Genomic DNA, 24,700 nt, shown 5'->3' with positions numbered 1-24,700 from the left:
GAGTCAGGAGTCAGGAGTCAGGAGTCAGAAGAAGGAGAAAGAGGAAGAGGAAGGAATAAGGAGAAAGAGGAAGGAATAAGGAGAAAGAGGAAAGAGGAAGGAGAAAGAGGAAGGAATAAGGAGAAAGAGGAAAGAGAAAGGAGAAAGAGGAAGGAATTTTTTACTTCTTCTTTCTTTCTTTCTTTCTTCTTCATTTCTCCTGACTCCTGGCTCCTGACTCCTGACTCCTTCTTCTGCCTCGCTACTCTTCCCCTTCCAGAGACTCACGAGAGAGTGACTCATAAGTCGGTCTAGGAGGTGTGCGCCGGGCAGCTTGGTCTGCCATTAGGTCTACTTCCACATCTAGGGAACTACCATCTGCTTGGGTTTCCACCTTATGCACGGCAATATCCAAACCCAAAGATTGCAACTCGCGCATCAATACTTTGAAAGATTCAGGAGTACCAGGACGGGGAATAGCCTTACCCTTGACAATGGCGTTGAGGGCTTCATTCCGTCCCTGCATATCATCGGATTTGACAGTTAACAATTCTTGCAAAGTATAAGCAGCGCCGAAAGCTTCCAACGCCCAAACTTCCATTTCTCCAAATCTTTGCCCACCCTGTTGAGCCTTACCGCCCAAAGGTTGCTGAGTCACCAGAGAATAGGGTCCAGTGGAACGGGCGTGAATTTTGTCATCAACCAAATGCACCAGCTTGAGCATATAGGCCACACCGACGGTAATAGCCCGGTCAAAGGGTTCACCAGTGCGACCATCATAGACCATGATTTTACCGGCATTGTCGGGGTTATAGATCCAGTCTTTAGTGGTTTCGTCTCTGGCTTCTTGGAGTTTGCCATGCACTAGCCGCCGGGAAGTTTCTTCGCCATACATTTCATCGAAGGGAGTAATCTTGAACCTGACTCCCAAATTATGACCAGCCCAACCCAGTAAACATTCAAACACCTGACCCACATTCATCCGGCTGGGTACACCCAAGGGATTGAGAACAATATCCACGGGTGAACCGTCAGCTAAGTAGGGCATATCTTCAGCAGCCAGAATCCGGGAAATAATCCCTTTGTTGCCATGTCTCCCTGCCATTTTGTCGCCCACTTGGATTTTGCGCTTTTGAGCCACATAAACCCGGACTACCATATTTGCTCCCGGTGGCAGTTCATCACCTTGTTCACGGGTGAACAACCGGACATCAACTACCCGACCTTTTTCACCATTGGGAACTCGCAGGGAGTTGTCGCGGACATCACGGGCTTTTTCACCAAAGATGGCGCGGAGGAGTTTTTCTTCGGGGGGTTGGTCAGATTCACCCTTGGGAGTAACTTTTCCCACGAGAATATCCCCAGCATCTACCCACGCCCCAATGCGGATAATGCCTTGTTCATCCAATTGTCTGAGGGCATCTTCACCAACGTTGGGAATTTCTCTGGTGATTTCTTCGGGTCCGAGTTTGGTTTGTCTGGCTTCGATTTCGTATTTTTCGATGTGAATGGAAGTATAGATATCTTCCTGGACTAGGCGCTCGGAAATGAGGATTGCGTCCTCGTAGTTGTAGCCTTCCCAGGGCATATAGGCGACAACTATATTTTGTCCTAGTGCCAGTTCTCCCCCTTCTGTGGAAGAACCATCTGCCAATACTTGACCGGCTACGACTTTTTCGCCAATTCTCACCAATGGTTTTTGGTTTAAACAGGTGTCTTGGTTGGAACGTTGATATTTGGAAAGTTTGTATTTAAGTTCTTGGCCTTTTTCAATAACTTGGCTACCACTGGCTGCGGACAACTGACCACTGGCGCGGACACGAATTTCTGTGGCATCAACATAGACTACATCGCCATCGGTGCGGGAAACTATGACCATGCCGGAGTCTCTGGCGGCTTGGGCCTCCAAACCGGTTCCCACCAAGGGGCGTTCTGGTCTGAGTAGGGGTACAGCTTGGCGCTGCATATTAGAACCCATGAGCGCTCGGTTAGCGTCGTCATGTTCCAAGAAGGGAATCATGCTGGTGGCTACTGAGACAATCTGCACTGGAGAAACTGCCACGTAATCCACCTGTTCGGGTCCGGTGGTTGTCCAGTCTTGGCGATAGCGCACTGGCACGTGGGGTCCTTTGATGTAACCATTTTCATCCAGGGGAACGTCACCTGTGGCTGTCCGCAGGTCGTCTTCTTCGTCTGCTGTCATGTAAACAGGCAGCACATCAAAGAGGACTTTGCCATTTTCTACTGGTCGGAAGGGTGTTTCTAGAAAACCATAGAGGTTAACGCGGGCATGGGTGGCTAATGAACCGATGAGTCCGGCATTTGGTCCTTCTGGTGTTTCAATGGGGCAAATCCGTCCGTAGTGGCTGGGGTGAATATCTCGAACTGCAAACCCGGCTCTTTCTCTGGTCAAACCACCTGGTCCCAAGGCACTGAGGCGGCGTTTATGGGTCAATTCTGCCAAGGGATTAGTTTGATCCATGAATTGACTGAGTTGGCTTGAACCAAAGAATTCTTTGATAGCTGCTACTAAGGGTTTGGGGTTAACTAGAGATGCGGGAGTGAGAGATTCGGCATCGGATACGGTCATCCGTTCTCGAATAATTCTTTCTAAGCGATTTAACCCTACTCTGACTTGATTTTGCAGTAATTCCCCAACGCTTCTGACTCGGCGATTTCCGAGGTGGTCAATGTCATCAATACTACCGATATCGTATTCTAGATTTATGAGGTAATCAATGGCGGCTAAGATGTCCCCAGGGGTGAGGACGCGCATGGTGTCGGGGGCGGAAAGACGAAGTTTTTTGTTGAGTTTATAACGTCCAACTTTACCCAGGTCATAGCGTTTAGGATCAAAGAAGCGGGAGTCTAAAAGCTGTTGTCCACCTAAAACTGTGGGCGGTTCACCGGGACGAAGTTTCCGATATAATTCCATTAGGGCTTCTTCTTCGGAAAATTGCCCTTCTTTTTCGATGGTTTTTTGGAAGTATTCTGGATGGCGCAGTGCATCAAATATCTCGTTATCTGATAATCCCAGGGCTTTCAACAGTACCTGGGCTGACAGTTTCCGGGTTTTGTCTATCCGTACCCAAACTAAGTCATTACGATCTGTTTCAAATTTCAGCCATGCCCCCCGGTTCGGAATTAAGCTGGCAGAATAAGTCCGTCGTCCGTTTTTATCAATTTCTGATTTATAGTAAACTCCAGGCGATCGCACAATTTGATTGACAATGACGCGTTCAGCACCGTTAATAATAAATGTGCCTCTATCTGTCATCAATGGCAAATCGCCAATAAATACTTCTTGTTCTTTAATGTCTCCTGTTTCTTTGTTTAGCAACCGGGTGGGGACATACATTTGCACTGCATAAGTGCTATCTCTCCGCTTGGATTCTTCAACACTGTATTTAGGTTCTTTAAGTTTATAGTTATTGCCTAAAAAGTGCAGTTCTAGTTTGCCAGTGTAGTCTGTAATTGGACTAAAGGAGTTCAGTTCTTCGATTAGCCCTTCTTCTAGAAACCAGCGAAAACTAGAACGCTGAATTTCAATCAAGTCGGGTAATAGAAAGGCGGATTCCATGTATTTATCGTCGTTAGTCATGCCTTTACCTTTATCAACCTGGTTAAACTTTCAAAGAGGTATTGGTGGAGTTCTGCCATGAAGGCTTTTCTGCATAAAATATGAATTGGTGAGTGTTGAAGTCTATTTACTTGGTAACAGCCTGCTCCACCGACAATTTAGCTGATAGCGTGGCGTTGGCTATAAGATTTTTTTTACTTCACACTTCTTCATACTTCACCCCTCACACCTTATGCCTGATACTTTATCCTTGCTGTAAGATCCCCAAACTGGGAGTTCCGCAAGAGTCGAATTCGATAGCGCAATATGGCATAAGAGCCTGCACTATGGATTTGATATGGATATGATTGTCTGGACTAGACAATTATTTTTAACGATTTTCTTTATTGTTTGATATATTGAAGGATTGCTGTTTTCAGGTTTCAAGTTTTTTTTAGTCAACCTAGGTTGCCACGGTTTGTTATCTATTGAGAGCATCCGTTTGTAGAGATTTAAGTGGATGGGCAGACAATTTTGGATTTTAGATTGGGGTCGTTGCGATTGATCAAGCTGGCTAAAACCACAAATTCCCAAACTGGCTAATATCATTTTGATAACAGCACAAATTGAGTTTTAGGAGTTATTATCCTTCCTTTACCATTATGGCTTAACCTAAATGTTTTAGAGGGAATAATTTTAGCACATTTTCATTCAATAGAAGTATCTTCTTGATGAAATCAGCGCTAATTCTTTGGGACTTGATGCTGATCTACAACGCTAGACCAAATAATCTACAGGCATTTTGGGTGGTTTTCTGGGCAATTTCCTCTATTGTTTCTTCTCGTAGTTTTGCTAATTGCTCCGCTACATAGCGAACATTGGCGGGTTCATTCCGCTTTTCGCCACGTTTGGGAACGGGTGACAGAAATGGACAATCTGTTTCTATCAGTAAGCGATCGCTATTCACCATTGCGGCAGACTCTTGAATAGTTTTGGCATTCTTGAATGTCACTGTGCCGCTAAAGCTAATATAGAAACCTAAATCTAGAAACCATTGAGTTTCTTCTGGTGTCCCTCCCCAGCAGTGCATGACACCCCGTACCTTTTCCCCATGCCAATTCCGCCATTTTTGCAATACATCCCTGACTGCTGGTGCAGCATCACGACAATGGATGATCACTGGTAAATTCAGTTCACAAGCGATCGCTAATTGTGATGCAAATACTTCATGCTGAAGCTCATAATTATCTGCTTTGTAAAAATCCAACCCCATTTCCCCAATGGCTACCACTTGAGAATGAGAACTGGCTAAAGACTTGATTTGGGCGGCTGTTTGGTCATCCCATTTATGAGCATCCAGAGGATGCAGCCCCACAGCAAAGCTAAGTTCAGGAAACTGCTCGGCTATGCGGCTAATGCTCGCAAATTCCTGGGGGTGAACACAGGAGTGGACTAATCGGACTACTCCTGCTTCTTGCCACCGAGTGCGAACGGCTGCTAAATCTGGCTGGAAAGTGTCAAAGTTAATGTGTACGTGGGTATCTATAAGTTGCATAGCTTGTCATTAATCAATGGTCAGTGGTGAGTTAGCGCGGTCTTGAAGGTTTCCCCAATGAACAAATGACTAACCCCGGAGAGGGTGAGTTGTCAACAAACCACTGACTATTGACTAAGCAGTAAGGGTTTTGTGTTTACGAGCTAAACTTGACTTTTTTCTAGCTCCATTGTTGGCATGAAGCACACCAGTCTTTACAGCTTTATCAATTTTGCTGTAAGCTTCGGACATTCTCGTTTCCACTTCCTGCTTGAGTTCTGTTGTCGGGTTGGCAGCAAAAGCTTCCACAGAACTAAAGTATTTCTTCATCAGCGTTTTAACTGCTGATTTATAAGCTTTGTTACGCAGTCGGTTTCGTTCTCCGATTTGAGCGCGTTTAAGAGCAGATTTTGTATTCGCCACAGTAATTCCAAAAAAAGACTATTAATTATGTACACACACTACTAGGTTTAATAAATATAGCATTATTTTTGCTGATGTGATAATTTTTGAAAAAAAATATTTTATTTGGGCGTAAAAGCTGATGCTTACGGCTAAAAAAATAGATTAGAATGGTTTACTGACAAGGAAAACAGACCAGTTACCTCAATTCAGACAGAGGGAATATTAAATTTCTGGGGTTCCTTTTAGGAACTACGGTCAGAAACGGTAAGTTCTACCGAGATTGCCTGTGGAGCGGAAAAACCTCTTAGAAGCCATTCTAAGACCGTGATGAAGCAGGAAGTAAACACTAAGGTTATCGCTGTCCAGATGTGTCTAGACTTTGGTAATTTTGGGTAAGTTTTATAGAACGGTTGTCCGAGTTTTATAAAGTAGTATCAGAAAAAATCCAGGTTAAGCTAGAGAAGAGAATCATATCCAGCTTTAGACCCTAACACCGCAGAGCGGAAGTCAAAAGTCAAAAATCAAAGGTCAAAAAGCTTATATGTTAGGCTTTTTAGCTATTTTGAATGGTTTTTCTACTGACGCAATGTTGTAGTAGCAAGTAAAAAGCCCAAATGGTTCTGAAGATCAAAATATTGTAAAATTTGGCATTGTCATTACTCCATGCTGCGAATTATTACTCAGCAGGCAGACGTTAGATCAGAACTGCAACGGATCTGCGATCGCACCCAGGATGAACAGGTACTTCATAAAGAAGCAACAGTCCGCGAAGTGTTGCAAGCGGTGAAGCGCCAAGGTGACAAAGCTGTACTACATTATACAGCGGAATTTGATCACCAAATCCTCAAACCAGAAGAACTCAAAGTAACAGGCTCAGAACTGGATGCAGCTTACCAACAGGTATCCAAGGATTTCCTCCAGGCGATTCGCCTCGCTTGCCAAAAAATAGAAGCTTTTCACCGTCAGCGAGTTCCCAAAAGCTGGGTACAGTTTGGTGATGATCAAGTAGTTTTAGGCAAACGCTATACCCCCGTAGACCGAGCAGGTTTATATATCCCAGGCGGTCGGGCTTGTTACCCCAGTACAGTGTTAATGAACGCCATTCCGGCAAAAGTGGCTGGTGTCCCTCGTGTGGTGATGGTGACACCTGCTAGAGGCGGTAAAATGGTGAATCCTGCGGTTTTGGTAGCGGCCCAAGAAGCAGGAGTTCAGGAAATTTACCGTGTGGGTGGCGCTCAAGCTATCGCGGCTTTAGCCTATGGCACAGAAACCATTCCCAAGGTTAATGTCATTACAGGACCAGGGAATATTTATGTCACCTTGGCGAAAAAGTTGGTTTACGGAACGGTGGGAATTGATTCTTTAGCAGGTCCTAGCGAAGTGCTGGTAATTGCTGATGAAACAGCTAATCCTGCCTATGTAGCGGCTGACTTGTTAGCTCAAGCAGAACATGATCCTATGGCGGCCGCAATTTTGCTGACAACAGATGCTGGGTTGGCAAAAAAAGTACAAATGGCGGTGGAAAGACAATTGGTAGATCACCCGCGCCGGATAGATACCGAAAAAGCGATCGCCCATTATGGTTTAATCGTCGTGGTGGAATCCCTGGAAGCCGCCGCCGAACTTGCCAACGAGTTTGCACCAGAACACTTAGAATTAGAAGTTGCTGATCCTTGGGCTTTAATGAACCAAATTCGCCATGCTGGGGCAATTTTCTTGGGTAGTTCCACACCTGAAGCTGTAGGAGACTATTTAGCCGGTCCTAACCATACCTTACCTACTTCCGGTGCAGCCCGTTATGCTTCAGCTTTAGGGGTAGAAACATTTTTAAAACACTCAAGTATTATCCAATACTCACAAACTGCTTTGGAAAAAGTGGCATCTGCCATTGACATCTTAGCAACTACGGAGGGTTTACCTTCTCATGCTGATTCCGTTAAACTCAGGGTAGAGGATTGACACTCTGAGGTTGAAAATACGGTCTTAAAAATGACTCCCCCGTAAGCAGGCTATCGTCAACGCCCCCAGTGTACCGATAGTCCTTCAAATAAATTTAAAATGCGAACAATTGCGGAAATTAATGAGAAAATCACCCGAAAACGGGCGGTAGTCTGGACTGCTGAAGAGTTAAAAGCCCGAGTTGCGGAAATTGGTGTTAGTAAAGCTGCCAAAGAAGTAGATGTAATTACCACTGGCACATTTGAACCAATGGAATCAAGTGGTGCAATTATTAACTTAGGACATACTGACCCACCCATTAAAATTCGGCGTTGCTGGTTAGATGGAGTCCCGGCTTATGCGGGTTTTGGGGCTGTGGATTTATACTTAGGTGCTAGTTGTCCAGTTGACTCTCTGGATGGGGAAGATGTGCGGGAACGTGGTGGTGGTCATGTGATTGAGGATTTAATTGCCGGTAAATCTATCCAAGTTCGCGCTGTGGGACAAGTTACCGATTGCTACCCTAGAGCCACATTTGAAACCACCGTTACCCGTGACACTATCAATCAGTTTTATTTATTTAATCCGCGCAATCTTTATCAAAATTTTATTGTTGGTGTGAATGGAGGCGATCGCCCACTACATACCTATCTAGGACCATTGCAACCCCGCTTAGGAAATGCGGTTTATTCTAACCCCGGTTCGCTTTCCCCCCTCCTGAATGACCCCGATTTACAACTTGTGGGAATTGGGACAAAGATTTTTTTGGCTGGGGGTGTTGGTTATGTGGCTTGGGAAGGGACACAACATTTTCCCTTGCAAAAGCGGTTAGAAAATCGCACACCTATTGGACCTTCGGCAACTTTGGCGTTAATTGGTGATGCTAAACAAATGGATGCGCGATGGATACGAGGCTGTTATTTTAAAAGCTATGGACCATCTTTAATGATGGGTGTGGGTGTACCATTGCCAGTTTTAAATGCTGGTGTGGTAGAACGCTGTGCTGTGCAAGACAAGGATTTAGTAGCACCAATTGTAGATTTTTCGATTCCTCGTCGTGTCCGTCCTACCTTCGGTTTAGTGAGTTACGCACAACTTAAATCTGGACGTATCACTATTGAAGGTAGGACGGTACGAGTAGCCTCTTTAGCCAGTTTATTTCTTTCCCGACAAGTAGCCCAAGAGTTGAAACAGTGGATTAAAGAAGGGATATTTACCCTAACTGAACCAGTAGCCCCAATTCCTATGGAGCGTTCTTTTTTACCCCAAGACCGTTGGACGGAGTTTTAAGAAGAAGGAGTCAGGAGTCAGGAGTCAGGAGTCAGGAGAAAGAGGGAATAAGAAAGAATAAAATTCTTTACCTGTTCCCTCAAAATTAATCCCCATTGAGTTTAAGCTTCTTGGCAATTAACAACTGACAACTGACAACTGACCAATCACCTAATCCGGACTTGGTTTAGGCTTTTTAACTGGCATAGGAGTGGGGGCTTTTGGTATGGGTTTGGTGATGACGGTGGGATCACCTGCTGTCTTTTTAATGGGACGTGGGGCATCTCCATTGCCATTGCGTCTGGGAGGGAATGGCCTTCTATCACCACCACCACCACCACCACCACCACGAGGCGCTCCTTTGAACGGTGGTCGGCGTTTTTTGGGTAAATCGGCGATCGCTTCGGCATTAACTACTACTAATGCGTCATTTTCCCGTTTAACATTGAAGTCCCAGAACTTACCTACAGCTTTGGTAGTTAATACGCCCTTGAGTTTCAACTTAAAATATTTAGCTTTATCAGTAGGTTTACGGGGAGCTTGTTTGATTTTCACAACCAAACTCTTTTCGTCAAAAGACTGGTAAACTACCTCACCACGCACAGAAAAGCCACCATCAGGAACTGCTGATGAAGGTTTTGGATGAATGCTTAACGCTACACTACCGTTATTAGAAACTGCTGTCGAATCTGTACCAGCTTCATCTAGTTCATATTTGGCCAGATTTTCTGGTTCCCAAACACCAACAATTTGCAGGTGCAATGCGTCATTTTCTTGTCTAGTGCGGGGATAAACTACCCATAGATGTTCTGTTTCTAGGTCTAAGTGATTTTTGACTAAACTCATAATCCGACCTAAGAGGACGGCATTAAGTTCAACCCCATCTTTTGTGATTAGTGTCCCCTGGGTGAACTGTTCATCACTAGCATGGTAACATCCGCGAATTAACCCAATAGCTCGGTATTGAGTCGGTTCGCTAGGAGGTGGAATTGGTTGTTCTCGATTAGGCAAATGCCCATTAGAGTCAGTCAGGGATTTTTCCAGTTTAGAGGATTGGTCTGCTAATGTATTAGCATTAACAGGGGATTCAATCTCTTTTATGCCTTGGTTAGAGGCTGTTAAATTTGCGGATTCAGAAGACGGCATCAGGTCGGAATTCATAAAAACTCCTTACGGCACAAGACATACCCCATTGTGGGATTTAATAAAAACAAAGGAAAAGAGCAAGTGTGTGACTGATCAGAGTATATTTCTTTTTAATCTGGTCAGTCCCTTGATGCTCTGTACGAAAATCAAAACGCCAGATATCACATTTATACACTAAATGTGTAATTTAGCGTCCTTAATCCAGTTATGGCTTACGCCAAGCTACGCTATCGGAAGCATAGCATACCGATAATTCGGACGGATCTTCCTAAAGTCATCACTTACTTTAGCAGGATAGATATTTATTTGTTATAAAATTCACAGACAAATGACCGTATTCCGCAAAGTTTTGGAAATTTTTAACTTTGCAATTTATCTCATTCCCATTTAGGAGCAGAATAATATTGTGTCTGAATCGCGTAATCGCTGGATAGTCCGAGTAGTTTTAGCTTTCGCTGTTGTTGCTTTTTTGGGTGTTTCTATTATGCCTATCATTACAGCGGTTAATAAACCCCAATCATCTCCACAAAATCAGCCCACTGCTGACCCTAAAATATCTTCATCGGAGCAAAAGTCAAAACTGGAAGATCAAGTTCGGGGTTATGAATTAGTTTTACAAAAAGATGCAGAAAATCAAACTGCACTCAAGGGACTTTTGCAAGCGCGTTTAGGTTTGTTGAGTCAAAAAAGCCAAGGGGAAGTGAAACCAGCGGATATTCAAGCTGTGATTGAACCTTTAGAAAAACTCGCTAAACTCAATCCCCAACAGTCGGAGTATGGGGTTTTACTGGCACAAGCTAAACAACAAATTGGTGATAAGGAGGGGGCTGCCCAAACTTATCGCTCTATTTTAACTAAAAAACCTGGTGATTTGAAAGCTTTGCAGGGCATGGTGAATTTGCAATTAAGTGAAAAGCGTCCAGAAGCAGCTATTGGCTTATTACAAGAAAGTTTAGCTGCTGCGACTCAAGCTAATACTATTCAGCCGGGTAGTGTGGATGTGGTTGCTGTGCAGGTGCTTTTAGGTAGTGTATACGCTTTTCAAAAGAATGATAATAAAGCTATCTCTGCTTATGATCAAGCAATTAAGAAAGATGCTCAAGATTTTCGCCCCGTTTTAGCAAAGGCAATGCTGTTTAAGGAACAGGGAAAGCTTGATAAAGCAAAACCTTTATTTGATAGTGCGACGGCTTTAGCACCGGCTCAGTATAAGGATGAGATTAATAAAGCCGCAGCTTCTAATCTTACTCCACCTGAAGCAATAGTTGAAGAAACACCTCAATCAACACCTGAAGCAATAACCGAAGAAACAAAACAGAAATGTATTGATCGAGTAACTAAGGAATTGATTGAGCGTGATAGAGGTGAAGTTGTAACAAAGTCAAAAATGGAAGCGTATATGCTTGTATATAGAATAAGATGTAATCTTAATCGGTAGCATCTTTTGATTATTGGTATAGCATAGGAGTTACGCATTGCTATAGCAATCCTAGATTAGTTATGAATAACAAGATCCCGGACTTCTTAGAGAAGTCCGGGATCTGAACTATGGTAATGTTCAGTTTATTTTCCTTCTATGGCGGCCACTATGCCGAAGATGATAAATAGAAAGCCGCCTAAAAAGGTAATTTGTCTTTCGGAAATTTTACCTGCTATTAATTTACCACCAATGACGGCGATCGCTGCACAAATCGCGTGTCCTAATATTGCTCCCAGTGTCACACCAATGGGGTTATTCCTATTCACGGCTGCTGAAGCGATGGTGGCTATTTGTGTGCGATCGCCCCATTCTGCTATAAATGTTAATACGAAGGATTTCAGTAAAATTGACCAAACACTTTTTTGCTGGGAATTATCTAAATCTGCTTTTTCCACCGCTTCTTGTGCTTCTTCTGCGACTTCTTCGGTAGCAGATATAGCCATTTTATTGGCATCATAAATTAACTTCAAACCAAAGGCAATAAAGAAAACTATTTCGGCGTAATGAATATAGTCTTTTGGCAATAAAGATGCTACCTGCCCAAGCGCAACTGATAAGACAGTCATAGCCGCCAAAGCAGCTACCACACCAGCGAATACCAAGCGTCGGGGGTGGTGAATGGACAAAATCACAGCAATAAAAAATGTTTTATCACCTAGTTCGGAAAAGGTAATTAGTAGTAAACCTTCGGTAAAAGCTGTTAACACTCTCTCAAACTCCTAAAGGATTTTTTACCTGTGTGGAGTATCAATGAGAGCAATCAAACCTCACTGAACTCCACATAGTTAAATGTGTAGTCAGTGAAGGTCTCGCTTTCAAATACTTTATTTATTCGCTATCTAAACCAGGCTCATCACCAGTATGTTGACTTAGATATACTGAACAGAAAACTTTGATTTACTGCCAGCAGCTACTCCCCTTCTATTAGTTATGTATAATACTCTTTTTGACAACGAAAGTCAAGCCATAAACCCTAATTTGAGATTATGACCTATTTAGAAACCGCAGCCCAATTTTACAGCCAAGTTGCCCAAACACCAGAAATAGGTCTTTGTTGTGTTCAAAGTACACCTTTACAATTACCAGGGCTAAAAATTCCTCTAGCTATGCAGGAAATGAACTATGGTTGTGGAACTACGGTTCATCACAACGAACTCAATAATGAACCAACAGTCTTATATATTGGTGTCGGTGGCGGTTTAGAAGCTTTGCAATTTGCTTATTTTTCTCGTCGTCCTGGTGCGATTATTGCTGTCGAACCTGTGGAAGCTATGAGAGAAGCTGCAACCCGTAATTTACAACTTGCTGCAAAGGAAAACCCTTGGTTTGATCTTAGCTTTGTCGAAATTCGTCCGGGAGATGCGTTTAATTTACCTGTTGTTGATGCTTCTGTAGATGTAGTAGCGCAAAATTGCCTGTTTAATATTTTTGAACCAGCAGATTTAACTCGTGCTTTAAAAGAAGCATATCGGGTATTAAAATCAGGTGGACGCTTGCAGATGAGTGACCCGATTGCAACAAGTCCAATTCCTGCTCATTTACAACAAAATGAACATTTACGCGCTCTGTGTTTATCTGGCGCTATTACATATCCAGAATATACTCAATTAATTATTAATGCTGGTTTTGGACAAATTGAAATTCGCGCTCGTCGTCCTTATCGGTTGTTAGATAAACACAATTATCAATTAGAAGAAAATCTACTTTTAGAAAGTCTAGATTCTGTGGCTTTTAAGGTAGATATTCCCGCGGACGGTGCTTGTATTTTTACTGGGAAAACAGCGATTTATGCAGGTAAGGAAATATTTTTTGATGATAAGAATGGGCATATTTTACAAAGAGGAATTCCTGCGGCGGTTTGTGATAAAACAGCGGGAAATTTAGCAGTTGTAAATCCTGAAGAAATTATAATTACTGATTCTACATGGTATTACGATGGTGGGGGATGTTGTTAATTTTAGATAGTTATAGCTTGCGTGACGATGCAATAATCATCCGCCACGCTATCAGCAAGTTCTAATTAAAACTATGATTCTTGAATTTCTTTTTGTAAAGCCTGAATTTGTGCAAGAGATAATTCCGTAACTTCAGAAATTTGTTGTAAATTCATGCCAGTTCGTAACAATTTTAAAGCAAACTTTCTGGTAGCTTCAGCTTTACCTTCAGCTTTACCTTCAGCTTTACCTTCAGCCTTACCTTCTTCTAAAGCTTCTTGATAAACTCTGGTTTGTTTCAACTCACTTAAACCTAACATAGCTTCAATCTCCTCTCTGCTTTTTTTGGGTAATTTGTAGACGATAATTGTCTCAATCAGATTAATTAAATCCCGTTTAATTTTGATATCAGTTAGTTGTTGGTTTGCTTGGGCAATTAAGCGTCTTGCTAATGCTGGTGCAGCCTTCTCTGTTTCTATTACTAGTTTAACAACTCCCACCCCTAAAGAACTCTCTCCCAACTCATCTAAATAAATGCGTGTAACTCTTTCAAGCAGCAAGATTTCGCCAAATTGTAAATTCTGTTCTCTTTCTATATTACGACTAGGATAGATGATTACAGCTTGCCAAGGATGAGGAGTTTTGTATTGTCGTAGGTAGAGAAAAAGTTCTGCAAAGAGACGATAATATAAATTATCATCGGGTTGAAATTGAACCTCGACAATATAAAATGGTTTTTTAGGATCTTTGGTGGTTGGTAAAAATAAACCGTCTAAACGAAAAGCCAGTTGTTTAACTTCACGAGAGGTAAATTCATAAACATCTGCTTCTGTGGGAGAATTATTAATTAATTCAAAAAAGATGCTAGGAAATGCTTGAAATAGGCTATAGAAAATTGTATCGGTTTTCACGGTAATTGAGTAATTCTTGTATCTAATCTAGCTGAGGTTTCGCGCAAAGAGGCAAAGGAGCAAAGACGCAAAGAAAGAAAATTTTCCTCGTTCCCAGTCTCCAGATTTACGGTTTCCTCGTTCCCAGTCTCTGACTGGGAATGTTATCTTTGAGGTTCTACCTCCAGGTATAATAGAGGCAGAGCCTCTTAACTACATTCCCACGCAGAGCATGGGAACGAGAGAATAGGAGAAACTAGCGAGAAAATGGGGTAAAATCCTCAGATTTCTAATCTTTGCTTTTATTTCTCAACTAAGTATGGTTTAATTTAGATGGAATAAATAATTAATTTTATTAAAATGGCAGCAAATTATTTTGGACAAGACTTGGGAAATGGTGTGATTTTAGAAATGGTGGCTATTCCTGGGGGGACTTTTATCATGGGTTCTCCAGAAAATGAGGAAGGTTATTTTTATTGTCAAAGTCCACAACATCAAGTTACTGTTCCCCCATTTTTCATGGGTAAATATCCAGTTACTCAGAAACAATGGCGGGCTGTAGCTGCTCTGAAAAAGGTTAAGATTGATTTAAAATCTGATCCATCTCGGTTTAAAGGTGATGGTTCGACTTCGCTCACCAACAATTTGCCTGTTGAGTGTGTATCATGGAATGATGCTCAAGAATTTTGTGCCAGACTTTCCCGAATGGGAAATAAAACCTATCGTTTACCTAGCGAAGCTGAATGGGAATATGCTTGTCGTGGAGGAACTACTACCCCGTTTTATTGTGGGGAAACAATTTCTACAGATTTAGCTAATTATGATGGTAACTACACTTACGGGCAGGGACAAAAAGGAGAATATCGAGAAAAAACCACAGAGGTAGGAATTTTTCCCGCCAACCCTTTTGGTTTATATGATATGTGTGGGAATGTGTGGGAATGGTGTAAGGATGGGTGGCATGATCACTATATAAACGCGCCTACCGATGGCAGTGCTTGGACAAGTCTAAGCAGTCAACATAAGCTGCTGCGCGGTGGTTCGTGGAACGCCATTCCTGCATTTTGCCGTTCTGCTTATCGCCACGACTACAACCTCGGTTTCAACAGCTTCAATATTGGTTTTCGGGTTGTGTGTAGTGGTGCGGCGAGGACTTATTAGCACTCTACACTCTTGCTCTTTTGCGCTCTGCGCTCTTGATTCTTTTCACTTCCCTAGCGTAACGGAGTGGAGCGATCAAAAATATTTTATTTAGATTTTGGTAATGATTGATGAGTTGTTTCTTCATGATATAGGAAACTTTCGATTTAGTCAAGTGGTATGTTCCAATTATCAATAGTCTGCCACTTCCCCCTGTCTCTTAGAGGTTGTTTGAAAAGTATTATATCAAACCCCGTAATCTCCAAAAACCTAACCCCCCTACCCCCCTTCCCTGCAAGGGAATGGGGGTTTTAAAGCCTCTCCCCTTGCAGGGGAGAGGTTTGGAGAGGGGTCAGTCTATATATTCAAAACTTTTCAAACATCCTCTTAGGTTGAATGACCTTTAAAATATCCTCTTATAGAAATTCGTGCTAGAGATGCTTCTATGATTACACCTTTTTTTCAACAGCTAAATTCTCCTTTAACAAAAAAAGAAATTAACGTTTTACAAGTTAATTTGGGAAAACTTTGTAATTTGACTTGTAACCATTGCCATGTGGAAGCTGGTCCGAAAAGAACTGAGGAATTAACACCGGAAATTTGTCAACAGTTAATTACTTTAATTGAGAAGTTTCCGCAAATTAAAACGGTGGATTTAACTGGTGGCGCTCCAGAAATGAATTATGGTTTTAAGTCTTTGGTAGAAGCTGCTAAAAATGCAGGTAAACAGGTCATTGTCAGATCAAATTTGACAATCTATTTTGTGGAGGGATTTGAGGATTTACCAGATTTTTTTGCTCAACATCAAGTTAAAATTGTGGCTTCTCTTCCCTGTTATTTAGCAGACAATGTGGATAAAATGCGGGGGAATGGTGTTTTTGATCAATCTATTCAAGCTTTGCAATGGTTGAATAAATTAGGTTATGGTCAAAACCCAAATTTAGTTTTAGATTTGGTGTACAATCCTCCATTACCAAATAGTGAAAATTTTTCTTTAACTCCCGAACAGGAAAATTTAGAAAAGGCTTATAAAACCTTTTTGATGGAAAAATTTGATATTCGATTTAATCATCTTTTCACAATTACTAATATACCTGTGGGGAGAACAAAGTTTCATTTAGAAAGAAAACAGCTTTATTCTAGCTATTTGCAGTTTTTAGAGTCTCACTTTAACCCCAAAACAATTGATGGTTTAATGTGTCGTGAACAACTTTCTATTGACTATTTAGGGAATATTTATGATTGTGACTTTAACCAAATGATGAATTTACCTGCAAAAACTAGCAATGGTGAAAAATTGACAGTGAGCAAATTATTAGAAATTGGTAGTTTAGATATAATTCAAGAAGTCCAAACTGCTGAATATTGCTATGGTTGTACTGCGGGGTGTGGTTCTAGTTGTGGTGGTGCTATAATATAAGGTGACAAATATTAAGAATATATATATGTCATCAAAGAATTACTTTGTAAAGAAATTTGCGGTAGTTGAACTTCTAATTTTTAGATGAAGTATGATGAAGTAAGTTAAGTCTCCTCACACCACATTTTTTATTAAAGCCGTGAATTTATTTTTTCACGGTTTTTATTTTTTTATGGACAAAAAAATAATTATGACTTACGCATTGATAAAATTTTTAATAGGTGGTTTTGTTTGTGCTGGGGAACAGCTAATTAACAACCCAATGAAACTAAGAGGTTGTTTGAAAACTTTTCCGTGTGGTATCTGACACCCGCAGATCCCCCTAAATCCCCCTTGAAAAGGGGGACTTTGAGGAATTTAGCCCCCCTTTGTAAGGGGGGTTGGGGGGATCTCGATTAATTCTGATACTTTTCAAACATCCTCTTATACTGCTATTATTTTCAATATATTGTCAGTTATGGGAATGCTTCCATGAATACTCTGAAAACTCAATCAGATAATTACTTTAAGAAGAATTGGGAAACATATCAAAAAGTCTTAGCCAATAATTACATGGAACACCGAGAAATTTATGGTGTTTTGCATAAATTATTAACTGATTACTTGCCAACACCATTTTCCTTACTTGAACTTGGATGCGGTGATGCTAGTTCATCAGTTCAAGCTTTATTAAATACTACCGTTGCCTCCTATACCGGAATTGACTTATCTGCGGCTGCTTTGGAAATTGCCCAAGGCAACATGGCACAAATTAACTGTGAACAAACTTTTATTGAAGACGACATATCGAAAGTTGTTGAGGAACTAGCTGAAAACCGAAAGCAAAGCTTTGATATAGTTACGACTTCCTTTGTTTTACATCATCTAAGTTTGGCACAAAAAGATAAAGTTATTGAGCAAGTATTCCATCTTTTGAAACCCAAGAGTGTATTTGTTTTGATTGACATAGTTTGTAAACAAGGGGAAGACCGAGAAAAATTTGTTAATCGCTACTTAGAAAATATGCGTCAAAACTGGACTGCACTCTCGTCTCAAGATATGTCCATGATTGAAAATCATATATCTACTTATGATTTGCCCGAAACTCAAACTACTTTGTACCAAATTGCACAAAAGCACAATTTTGTTCGTTTTGAATGCTTATACAAAGATACTCCTGAATCTGCACAATTTTTATGCCTATACAAGTGATTTTACACTCTCAGGGGTAAAGATACGGATCGAAACTATCATGACTTTGACACTCTTACTGGCTTTAGCCACTGAGATTCTTGGTTCAACGAGTCCACTTAGGGACTTCCAAATAAAAAAATACTCAACCACCTAACGCAAAAATCTCTCAAACCCTTATTCCTCTGTGTCCTCTGCGCCTCTGTGGTTCGTTAATCAGGATAATTTATTTCTTGGAAGTCCCTTAATTTAGACCCCTTGCGGTATTTAAGCCAGAGGTGGTTCTCTCCCCAGAAAGACAGGGCGCAGGCCCTGCGCCCCTACGATTGTTCGATGATTCCGCCACCTAATACCGTATCTTCGTCGTACCAAACCGCTGCTTGTCCAGGGGTGATGCTGAATTGTGGTTCATCAAATACTAACCGGACGCGGGAATCTGGTAGGGGAATGACTGTGACGGGTACGGGTTGGGAACGATAACGGATTTGAACTTCGGCGCGAATGGGGGCAACGGGTTCAGCTATGGAAACCCAATTTACTCGATTTATTGTACATTCTGACTGAGATCCTTTGGTGCGATCGCCTACAATTACCCTGTTATTAGCTGCATCTAATTCGATCACATACAAGGGGGCGGCGGCGGCGATACCTAAGCCTTTTCGCTGACCAATAGTGTAATGATGAACACCATCATGTTGTCCCAGAACTTTACCAGTTTCATCAACAATATCACCGGGTTTGGGGGCTAAATATTTATCTAAAAATGCCCGCATAGAACCATTGCTTTCTACCAAGCATAAATCTTGACTTTCTGGTTTATCGGCGGTTTTTAAGTTGTATTCAGTAGCAATTCTCCGAGTATCAGTTTTATTCAGTTCACCCAGAGGAAAAATTGTTGCCCCTAATAAGTCTTGGGATAAGTCATAGAGGAAATAAGATTGATCTTTGTTGCGGTCTACGGCTCGTAACAATTGGTAACGGTTAGTAGTGTCATCGTAGCGGATTTGGGCATAATGACCTGTGGCGATTTTCGTTGATGCCAATTTTTCCCGAGCATATTCCACCATTGGACCGAATTTCACCGTTTTGTTACATTGGGAACAAGGCAAAGGTGTAATTCCCACACTATAACCTGTCACTAAAAAATCAATAATTTCTGTTTGAAAGACATCCCGAATATCAACAACTTCATGGGGTATACCCAATTGTTCACAAATATCAGCCGCGTCGATCATTCCTTCAGAGCAACATTGCCCTTTGCCTTTCATCAGCCAAAGAGTTAAACCAATTACATCATAGCCCTGATTATGCAGCATAGCGGCGGCTACGGAACTATCAACGCCACCGGAAAGACCAACGACAACTTTTTTCATATTTTTCAAAGTCTTTGGGGCTTAATTGTTGCCACAAAGAGATTTTTATTTGACCACAAGGTGCGAGACTGTCCAATTATAGCACACATACTTATCAAGCCTGAAGGGGATAACAAAAGTAAAGTCTCCAGATTGTCCAGATTAGTGAGAAAATAAGAACTTGCAATTATCTTTACCTTGTATTCTTGACTGACCAAAGGAATTGGAAAAAATGTGGCAAAGAATTACGTTGATCTTATTATTGGTGTTGAGCTTCAGCTTGAGTAGTGTTGGTGTGGCTAATGCGGCTGGACTAAATCGGTTTGTAGATAGTGCTGACGGTTATCAATTTGATTATCCTAATGGTTGGTTACAAGTTAAAGTTGGTGATGGGCCTGATGTGGTGTTTCATGATTTAATTGAAGTATCAGAAAATGTGTCTGTGGTAATTAGTCCTGTTCCCTCTGGTAAAACTTTAGCGGAATTGGGAACACCAACAGAAGTCGGTTATAAGTTAGGAAAGGTGGCTCTTGCTCCTGTCGGTTCTGATCGGACTGCTGAGTTAATCAATGCGGCTGAAAGGGAAGTAAATGGGAAAATTTACTACTTTCTAGAATATGGAGTTAAATTTCCTAATGGACAGGAAAGACATAATATTTCTAGTGTGGCTATCAGTCGTGGTAAGCTGTTTACGTTTAATGCTTCTGTTCCTGAGAAACGTTGGAAGAAACTGCAACGAATTATTGATGAAGTTGTGAGTTCTTTCACTGTTTATTAATAATTAGAAATGGTGGTAATTGAGAATTAACTATGATCAATTACCCAAAAAATTACTTATACAGCAATTTATGAAAATTCCGCAATTTGTCCTTGCTTCTGCTTCTGTTGCCCGTCGTCGGTTATTGCAAACTGTGGGAATTGAACCAATGGTTTGTGCGAGTGATTTTGATGAGTCACAAATACAACTGACTGAACCTGGGGAATTGGTGAAAACGCTGGCTCAGTGTAAGGCGGAAACTGTGGTTTCCCAATTTCCATCAGCTTTGGTGATGGGTTGTGATTCGGTTTTGGCTATGGGTGGGGGGATTTATGGTAAACCAGAAAATGCTGAGGAAGCGATCGCTCGGTGGCAATTGATGCAAGGTAATTTTGGTGACTTGTACACTGGTCATGTTTTGATTGATACCACTAAAAATCAAACTGTGGTTAAATGTCAAGTTACTAGGGTGTATTTTGCAAAAATGAGCGATCGCGCTATTCTTGCCTATGTAGCTACAGGTGAACCTCTTCAATGCGCTGGGGCTTTTGCTTTAGAAGGTTTTGGGAGTTTATTTGTGGAGAAAATCGAGGGTTGCCACAGTAATGTCATTGGTTTGAGTTTACCCTTATTGCGGCAGATGATCGGGGAATTGGGATATGAAGTTATAGATTTTTGGGGATAATTTGTAAAATTATGATTTTTTCAATCACAATGTTCAGTTAACCAGTTAATTAGATCAGTTTCAGTTTTAAAATCTAATAAAGCTTCTCCTAAATCCTCTAATTGCAGAAAAGATAAGTCTTGAATTTTATTTTGAGTTTCAGTCCCTATTTTTCCTAAATGACGTTGAAGTTGACGAACAATTAATCTAATTTCAGAACGTCTTCCCTGTTCTAAACCTTCTCGAACGATTTTTTGATAAACGACAGATTCTTGCATAATATCCTCCCGAAAATAAGCGTTAATCAAATCCGCATCAAATCTAATTCCAGCTAGAAGTTGCACACAGGCTGAGACGTTGATTTGCTGTCTTCTATCTTCTATTATATTTACTTTAGCTGCAACTTGTTCTAATATTGCTCTGGGATTATCAACTTTGGCTAATACAGCTAAGGGCAAAAGTTCGGTCGTTGCTAATAATGGTTGAGAGGGTGTTTGAAAAGTCCCTCATGGTGTATCGAATATTTTTAGATCCCCCTAAATCCCCCTTAAAAAGGGGGACTTTGACTCTAGTTCCCCCCTTAACAAGGGGGGTTAGGGGGGATCTGTAAGTGCCTAAAATCACAACCTAAAACTTTTCAAACATCCTCTGAGGATCACATTCCCAAATTCTGATGACTCGATAGCGATGAAAAGTATTAGCTGTTTTAAATTCATTGATAAAAACCTCCTCTGATGTGGTGGGTTTTAAAAAGATAATAATTTGTTCAATGTTAGTATCATATTGGCGATATAATCTCACCCAATAATCTAGCATTCGTAATGGTAGCGGGGGTTTTGATTGATGAACTGTTTGAAATTCTAAATGAATGATATTGTTGTTGGTTTTTAATAAAAAAAGTCCATCAACACGAATTGGTTCTAAGTTTAATTCTGTTTTTAGTAATTCTGGATTTTCTGTAATTTCTGTATTCAACAACCATTGAACAATGGCTTGGGGATATTCTTCAATTAAGTATTTCAGCGTACTGTCATAGCTCATATTTTTTTATGGTCGTTATTTATTTGTAAAGAATTATCATAATTTGGTTTTTGAAATTATTATTTGAGTCAGTAGTCATATATTAATATCTTACAATTCAGTATCCCAGATAATTAATCATATTACAGAATACAATTGCACTTTTTGTTACATAAATTTATTTTCATGATCAGCCCATACTATAACTCTTTGTTTATATTTCCAGGCAGAAAAAATGGTACAAATAATTGTAAACTAACAAATAAATTGTCCCTCTTACATAATATGTCTTCTACTCCTTCTCTTCGTGAACAACAACATCCTCTGATTCGTCAACTAGCTGATTGTATTGAAGCAGTTTGGCATAAACACCTAGACTTATCACCATACCATTTACCAGCGGAATTGGGATATGTAGAAGGTAAATTAGAAGGGGAAAAACTAATTATCGAAAATCGCTGTTATCAAAGTCCCCAGTTTCGCAAAATACACTTGGAACTAGCAAGAGTAGGGAATATGTTAGATATTCTGCACTGTGTGATGTTTCCCCGTCCAGAATATGATATTCCCATGTTTGGTTGTGATTTAGTCGGAGGTAGAGGTCAAATTAGTGCAGCAATTGCCGATCTTTCGCCGGTAAACTTAGAGCGGATTTTACCAGATGGTTATAATTCGCAACTTAGTAAATTAACCACAGCCAACTTTTCTCAACCTCGTGATTTACCAGAATGGGGAAATATTTTTTCCGATTTTTGTCTATTTATTCGTCCTAGTTCCCCCCAAGAAGAAACAATGTTTATTTCTCACGTAGAATCATTTTTAGATATCCATTGTACACAAGCCATCGCGTCTAGTCCAGTTGCACCGGAAAAAGTAGCTCAAATTATTGCTGGACAACATAATTATTGTACCAAACAACAACAAAATGATAAAACCCGTAGAGTTTTAGAAAAGGCTTTTGGTGTAGATTGGGCAGAAAATTATATGACTACAGTTTTATTTGATTTGCCAGAATAACCAGAATAATCTGAGAAAATATTACCAGAAGTGTCGGCAATTAAAAATTGCTATTAATCTATCTGTAAAATGCGTTACGTTTTCCCTCAACTGATAAATGTAGAATTTATATGAAGTCATCACCACGGATACTTCTGGGAGGGAAAATTAACGTTAATCACTCAAGTTTCTAGTTATTCGGTTTCGGCTGATAATTAGTAATTATTAATTGTTAAAATTCTCACCTATTTGCTCAAAAGTTTTATTTTCTTTTGTAAACTTTAACTTCTAAAATTTCGCACATCTTCTTAAAAATGAAGTGTGGAATCTCAACTACTAATGATTTATAAAATCTACCAATTGTATCCCAGGTTGCTTTGAGATAGAAATTTTCATGTAAAGATAATACACCTGAATAATCACAGAGTGTAGTTTATCCAAAGTTAATCATACCCAACAATAGTTATAAAATTGCCAAAACAAAAACCTAAAAAGGTGTAAATCTTGGATAAAGTTTGCTGTGGATTTTAATTACAGCTAATTTACTTTTTTAGTTTCATCACCACAATTCAGATAAATAGGTTAAATATCATGTCAAGGGTGAATGAAAAATCAAAATCCCCAGAAAAGGCACTTGAGCAGCCAAAAATTTGGTTGAGTATTGCCGTAGCTTTACCAGTAGCTATAGCTGCCGGTTTCTTAGCTACAGCGAGAATGGAACAATTAAAAAAACTGACTTCTACTGTATCTGTTGCCCCAGTTCCCAATAGTATTACTGCCATAGGACGCTTAGAACCAAGAGGAGAAGTAGTTAAACTTTCTGCTCCAGCGGGTTTATCAGGTAGTTCACGGGTACAACAACTTTTAGTCAGAGAAGGGCAACGAGTACAGCAAGGACAGATTGTGGCCATTTTAGACAGCCGCGATACCAGTATGGCAGTAGTAGAAGAAGCCAAAGCTAAATTGCAAGAATCCCGTGCGAATTTAGCCCAAGTTAGTGCTGGTCCACCAAGAGATGCTCAAGCTCAAAGATTCATTATTTCTCGGTTGCAAGCCCAACTAGCTGGGGAAAAAGAGGCTCAACAGGCAACAATTAGCCGAATTGCTGCCCAGTTAAGTGGTGAGAAGGTTGCCCAACAAGCCACAGTCAACCGTTTGGAAGCGGAACTACTGGGACAAAGAAATTCTTTAAAAGCCAATATGGAGAGGATTAGAGCCGAACAACGAAATGCTCAAGTAGATTATGGGCGCTATGATTTTTTATACAAACAAGGTGCTATTTCTCAGCAAGAACGCGATCGCCGTCGCTTAAGTGCGTTAACTACAAATCAACAGTTAATTGAAAGTGAAGCTAGTTTAAAACGGGCAATAGATACTATTCAACAGCAAGTTTCCGAAGCTAGAGCTAATCAAATTAAAACCCTAGCGACCTTACAACAGCAGTTAATTGAAGCCACAGCCAACCGTAACAAAACTGTCTCCACTTTACAAAGACAAATAGACGAAGAAAGAGAAAGATTGAGCAGAATATTAGTAGTTAGTCCGCTAAATGTCCAAGTTGCTCAAGCACAAGTTACTAATGCCATTGCTTTAATGAGAAAAGCTCAAGTAGAACTTCAGCAAAGCTATGTTAAAGCTCCTAGTTCTGGTGAAATATTAAAAATTCACACTAAATCAGGGGAAATCATGGGAGCAAATGGAATTGCGGAAATCGGACAAACAGATCAGATGTTTGTAGTTGCAGAAGTTCCTGAAGATAGTATTAATAAAGTCCGTTTGGGTCAAAGTGCTACTATCTCTAGTGACAACGGTGCATTTAATGGTCAATTAAAAGGCAGAATTACATCAATTGGTAGAAAAATTGGCAAGAAAGATGTCCTCAATAATGATCCAGCGGCAGATATTGATGCCAGAGTTGTCGAAGTGAAAATTGCCCTATCTCCAGAATTTACCAAGCAAGTTTCCGGTTTAACAAATGCTAAAGTCACCGTAGAAATTAATGAGAATTAACTTCCTATTTCTACGCCAAATATTCATGTTCAACTAC

The 24,700-nt window shown here is 40.6% G+C and carries 21 protein-coding genes; 12 read left to right on the top strand and 9 right to left on the bottom strand.

All coding sequences use genetic code 11. The annotated features are described in order from the left end of the window. The coding region (locus tag FJR06_RS24095; protein WP_217359803.1) for a hypothetical protein at positions 1 to 294 on the top strand (294 nt) is incomplete at its 5' end. Here FJR06_RS24095 and rpoB read toward each other — a convergent pair. The 3 genes from rpoB to rpsT all read right to left on the bottom strand — a co-directional run bounded on the left by rpoB (position 242) and on the right by rpsT (position 5,495). Further along, the gene (rpoB, locus tag FJR06_RS20880; protein ID WP_168652194.1) at positions 242 to 3,580 is read right to left on the bottom strand and encodes a DNA-directed RNA polymerase subunit beta; all 3,339 of its coding nucleotides are present in this window, start codon (positions 3,578 to 3,580) and stop codon (positions 242 to 244) included. The genes FJR06_RS24095 and rpoB overlap by 53 nt on opposite strands. A gap of 727 nt (positions 3,581 to 4,307) precedes the next feature. Continuing rightward, the gene (locus tag FJR06_RS20875; protein WP_015083022.1) at positions 4,308 to 5,093 is read right to left on the bottom strand and encodes a TatD family hydrolase; all 786 of its coding nucleotides are present in this window, start codon (positions 5,091 to 5,093) and stop codon (positions 4,308 to 4,310) included. 114 nt (positions 5,094 to 5,207) lie between these two features. Continuing rightward, entirely contained in the window at positions 5,208 to 5,495 is a 288-nt protein-coding gene (rpsT, locus tag FJR06_RS20870) for a 30S ribosomal protein S20 (protein WP_168632342.1), read from the bottom strand. A 645-nt stretch (positions 5,496 to 6,140) separates the two neighbouring features. Between rpsT and hisD the strand changes: the two genes are divergently transcribed. Together hisD and FJR06_RS20860 are read left to right on the top strand one after the other, a co-directional pair. Continuing rightward, positions 6,141 to 7,436, top strand: a complete 1,296-nt coding sequence (gene hisD / locus FJR06_RS20865; protein ID WP_168652193.1) for a histidinol dehydrogenase — start codon at positions 6,141 to 6,143, stop codon at positions 7,434 to 7,436. Positions 7,437 to 7,535: 99 nt separating this feature from the next. Further along, positions 7,536 to 8,705, top strand: coding sequence for a homocysteine biosynthesis protein (locus FJR06_RS20860; protein ID WP_148764610.1), 1,170 nt, complete (start codon positions 7,536 to 7,538; stop codon positions 8,703 to 8,705). Positions 8,706 to 8,855: 150 nt separating this feature from the next. Here FJR06_RS20860 and FJR06_RS20855 read toward each other — a convergent pair whose 3' ends face one another. Next, positions 8,856 to 9,845 (bottom strand): hypothetical protein, encoded by a 990-nt coding sequence (locus FJR06_RS20855; protein ID WP_015083720.1) that lies wholly within the window; start codon positions 9,843 to 9,845, stop codon positions 8,856 to 8,858. A gap of 391 nt (positions 9,846 to 10,236) precedes the next feature. Here FJR06_RS20855 and FJR06_RS20850 point away from each other — a divergent pair, with 391 nt between their 5' ends. Beyond that, positions 10,237 to 11,268 carry a lipopolysaccharide assembly protein LapB gene (locus tag FJR06_RS20850; RefSeq protein WP_254434462.1) on the top strand — a complete coding sequence of 344 codons (1,032 nt, stop codon included), beginning with the start codon at positions 10,237 to 10,239 and terminating at the stop codon, positions 11,266 to 11,268. A 125-nt stretch (positions 11,269 to 11,393) separates the two neighbouring features. On the opposite strand, the gene FJR06_RS20845 is transcribed toward FJR06_RS20850, so the two are convergent. Further along, positions 11,394 to 12,017 (bottom strand): TMEM165/GDT1 family protein, encoded by a 624-nt coding sequence (locus FJR06_RS20845; RefSeq protein WP_168652192.1) that lies wholly within the window; start codon positions 12,015 to 12,017, stop codon positions 11,394 to 11,396. 279 nt (positions 12,018 to 12,296) lie between these two features. Between FJR06_RS20845 and arsM the strand changes: the two genes are divergently transcribed. Next, positions 12,297 to 13,265 carry an arsenosugar biosynthesis arsenite methyltransferase ArsM gene (arsM, locus tag FJR06_RS20840; protein ID WP_015083716.1) on the top strand — a complete coding sequence of 323 codons (969 nt, stop codon included), beginning with the start codon at positions 12,297 to 12,299 and terminating at the stop codon, positions 13,263 to 13,265. A gap of 71 nt (positions 13,266 to 13,336) precedes the next feature. Here the strand turns inward: arsM and FJR06_RS20835 are convergent, their stop codons facing one another. Beyond that, a complete protein-coding gene (locus FJR06_RS20835; protein WP_168652191.1) occupies positions 13,337 to 14,155 on the bottom strand; it encodes an Rpn family recombination-promoting nuclease/putative transposase in 819 nt (272 codons plus the stop codon). A 339-nt stretch (positions 14,156 to 14,494) separates the two neighbouring features. Here FJR06_RS20835 and FJR06_RS20830 point away from each other — a divergent pair, with 339 nt between their 5' ends. The 3 genes from FJR06_RS20830 to FJR06_RS20820 all read left to right on the top strand — a co-directional run bounded on the left by FJR06_RS20830 (position 14,495) and on the right by FJR06_RS20820 (position 17,885). Next, positions 14,495 to 15,295, top strand: coding sequence for a formylglycine-generating enzyme family protein (locus FJR06_RS20830; RefSeq protein WP_015083714.1), 801 nt, complete (start codon positions 14,495 to 14,497; stop codon positions 15,293 to 15,295). A 424-nt stretch (positions 15,296 to 15,719) separates the two neighbouring features. After that, a complete protein-coding gene (gene arsS, locus FJR06_RS20825; RefSeq protein WP_168652190.1) occupies positions 15,720 to 16,694 on the top strand; it encodes an arsenosugar biosynthesis radical SAM (seleno)protein ArsS in 975 nt (324 codons plus the stop codon). Between the two features lie 471 nt (positions 16,695 to 17,165). Next, positions 17,166 to 17,885 (top strand): class I SAM-dependent methyltransferase, encoded by a 720-nt coding sequence (locus FJR06_RS20820; RefSeq protein WP_168652189.1) that lies wholly within the window; start codon positions 17,166 to 17,168, stop codon positions 17,883 to 17,885. A 299-nt stretch (positions 17,886 to 18,184) separates the two neighbouring features. Here FJR06_RS20820 and mnmA read toward each other — a convergent pair whose 3' ends face one another. After that, on the bottom strand, positions 18,185 to 19,237 hold the full coding sequence (gene mnmA / locus FJR06_RS20815; RefSeq protein WP_015083711.1) for a tRNA 2-thiouridine(34) synthase MnmA: 1,053 nt from the start codon (positions 19,235 to 19,237) through the stop codon (positions 18,185 to 18,187). A gap of 211 nt (positions 19,238 to 19,448) precedes the next feature. On the opposite strand from mnmA, the gene psbP reads away from it, so the two are divergent. Together psbP and FJR06_RS20805 are read left to right on the top strand one after the other, a co-directional pair. After that, positions 19,449 to 19,994 (top strand): photosystem II reaction center PsbP, encoded by a 546-nt coding sequence (gene psbP, locus FJR06_RS20810; protein WP_015083710.1) that lies wholly within the window; start codon positions 19,449 to 19,451, stop codon positions 19,992 to 19,994. A 70-nt stretch (positions 19,995 to 20,064) separates the two neighbouring features. Beyond that, positions 20,065 to 20,658 carry a nucleoside triphosphate pyrophosphatase gene (locus FJR06_RS20805; RefSeq protein ID WP_015083709.1) on the top strand — a complete coding sequence of 198 codons (594 nt, stop codon included), beginning with the start codon at positions 20,065 to 20,067 and terminating at the stop codon, positions 20,656 to 20,658. A 20-nt stretch (positions 20,659 to 20,678) separates the two neighbouring features. Here FJR06_RS20805 and FJR06_RS20800 read toward each other — a convergent pair whose 3' ends face one another. Together FJR06_RS20800 and FJR06_RS20795 are read right to left on the bottom strand one after the other, a co-directional pair. Beyond that, positions 20,679 to 21,095 (bottom strand): DUF4351 domain-containing protein, encoded by a 417-nt coding sequence (locus FJR06_RS20800; RefSeq protein ID WP_051155263.1) that lies wholly within the window; start codon positions 21,093 to 21,095, stop codon positions 20,679 to 20,681. Positions 21,096 to 21,264: 169 nt separating this feature from the next. Continuing rightward, positions 21,265 to 21,678: a hypothetical protein gene (locus FJR06_RS20795; RefSeq protein ID WP_051155262.1), complete on the bottom strand. Its 414-nt coding sequence runs from the start codon at positions 21,676 to 21,678 to the stop codon at positions 21,265 to 21,267. A 264-nt stretch (positions 21,679 to 21,942) separates the two neighbouring features. Here FJR06_RS20795 and FJR06_RS20790 point away from each other — a divergent pair, with 264 nt between their 5' ends. After that, positions 21,943 to 22,674 carry a phycocyanobilin:ferredoxin oxidoreductase gene (locus tag FJR06_RS20790; RefSeq protein WP_168652188.1) on the top strand — a complete coding sequence of 244 codons (732 nt, stop codon included), beginning with the start codon at positions 21,943 to 21,945 and terminating at the stop codon, positions 22,672 to 22,674. Between the two features lie 570 nt (positions 22,675 to 23,244). After that, positions 23,245 to 24,663: an HlyD family efflux transporter periplasmic adaptor subunit gene (locus FJR06_RS20785; RefSeq protein WP_168652187.1), complete on the top strand. Its 1,419-nt coding sequence runs from the start codon at positions 23,245 to 23,247 to the stop codon at positions 24,661 to 24,663. The last annotated feature ends 37 nt before the right edge of the window (positions 24,664 to 24,700 follow it).

It is taken from the genome of Dolichospermum sp. UHCC 0352, from assembly GCF_009711925.1.
GTDB lineage: Bacteria > Cyanobacteriota > Cyanobacteriia > Cyanobacteriales > Nostocaceae > Dolichospermum > Dolichospermum lemmermannii.
Note: the sequence above shows the minus strand (reverse complement) of the source record. Positions and strands in the feature narration are given on the sequence as shown.